General features: G+C 76.7%; 4 protein-coding genes. 3 read left to right on the forward strand and 1 reads right to left on the reverse strand.

Going from position 1 to position 1,439, the window contains the following annotated elements; genetic code table 11:
* The coding region (locus AC1DUQ_RS21695) for an NADH-ubiquinone oxidoreductase-F iron-sulfur binding region domain-containing protein (RefSeq protein ID WP_477074631.1) at positions 1-756 on the forward strand (756 nt) is incomplete at its 5' end.
* A complete protein-coding gene (locus AC1DUQ_RS21700; protein WP_477061546.1) occupies positions 753-974 on the forward strand; it encodes a ferredoxin in 222 nt (73 codons plus the stop codon). The genes AC1DUQ_RS21695 and AC1DUQ_RS21700, both read left to right, overlap by 4 nt.
* Before the next feature lie 23 nt (positions 975-997).
* Here the strand turns inward: AC1DUQ_RS21700 and AC1DUQ_RS21705 are convergent, their stop codons facing one another.
* Positions 998-1,129, reverse strand: a complete 132-nt coding sequence (locus tag AC1DUQ_RS21705) for a hypothetical protein (RefSeq protein ID WP_477061545.1) — start codon at positions 1,127-1,129, stop codon at positions 998-1,000.
* Positions 1,130-1,139: 10 nt separating this feature from the next.
* Between AC1DUQ_RS21705 and AC1DUQ_RS21710 the strand changes: the two genes are divergently transcribed.
* Positions 1,140-1,439, forward strand: a 300-nt coding sequence (locus AC1DUQ_RS21710; protein WP_477074632.1) for a glycosyl hydrolase family 95 catalytic domain-containing protein, incomplete at its 3' end; no start/stop codon positions are given.

Genomic DNA, 1,439 nt, shown 5'->3' on the forward strand with positions numbered 1-1,439 from the left:
ATCCACTACCTGGCCGGCCAGGCCGGCGCGATCGCCCGCGCGCTGTCCGGCGGCCCCGCGCTGCCGACGATGCGACGGCCCGCGCCCCCGGGCGCCCCACGGACACTCGTGCAGAACGTCGAGACCCTGGCCCGCGTCGCCCTGCTGGCGCGCGGCCACGCCCCCACGGCCACGACCCTGCTCACGGTGCTTCTGCCCGACGGTCGCCACGTCGTCGAGGTGGAACGGTCGACGTGCGTGTCCGACGTGCTCGCGGCGCTGGCTCGGCCCGGCGACGTCCCGCCGCGCGGTGTGCTGCTCGGCGGCTTCGGCGGTCAGTGGGTGTCGTGGGAGCGTCTGCAGCACCACAGGCCGGACGAGCGCGTCCTGCGCGCCGACGGCCTCAGCCTCGGCGCCGGGGTCCTCGCTCCGCTGCCGGCGGGGACCTGCGGGGTCGCCGAGACCGCGTCGGTCGTCGCGTACCTCGCCGCCATGAGCGCCCGGCAGTGCGGGCCGTGCACGTTCGGCCTGCCCGCGCTCGCCGAGCACCTTGCTGCGCTGGCGGCGGGATCGTCCTCGCGGGGACCGCTCGACCGGCTGCTCGCGGACGCGGAGACCATCGAGGGACGCGGCGCGTGCCACCACCCGGACGGCGCGACCCGGCTAGTGGCCTCGGCCCTGGCCACGTTCCGCGACGAGATCGAGGCGCACCTGCACGGCCGGGTCTGCCCGCTGTCGCACGCACCCGCCTTCCCGGTCCCTGCGGGGCACCGATGAGGCGCGTCGAGGCCGAGTCCCGGCTGCGCGTGGACCCCGTCGCGTGCGAGGGCATCGGCGTGTGCGCCCAGATCACCGCGGCGGTCTTGCTCGACCGGTGGGGGTTTCCGGTGCTGGGCCCGGTAGTCGCCGATGCGGACCTGCGGACGGCCCGACGCGCGGTGCGCGCCTGCCCGCGACGCGCGCTGTGGCTGGAACCGGTCGACGACGGGGCGTAGCCGACCAGACTCGCTCGTGCGGCTCACTCCTCCACGTCTGGTGCCGTCCCCGGCCCCGGCTGGACCGGGTGGACGACACGCACGGGGGCGTCCGCGCGCGCGGAGTGCACGTGGCCGTCGCCGTCGACCTCGACCTCCAGGTCGTGGCCCGCCACCCGCAGCCCCGTGGCCCGGCCCGGCGCACCACGGCGGGGCGTCTACCCGAACCTGTTCTGCGCGCACCCGCCGTTCCAGATCGACGGCAACTTCGGCTTCACGGCCGGCGTCGCCGAGCTCCTGCTCCAGTCGCACGCGGTGACGGACGGGTGCGCGAGGTCCACCTGCTGCCGACGCTCCCGCACGCCTGACCGTCCGGGTCGGTGCGCGGCCTGCGCGCGCGGCGCGCTGACGGTCGACCTGGCGTGGAGCGACCACACGCTCGCGTCCGCGCGGCTGGTGGCGGACCAGGACGTCACGGTCCTGGTC

The sequence above is a fragment of the Cellulomonas sp. P4_B5_2 genome (assembly GCF_056402235.1).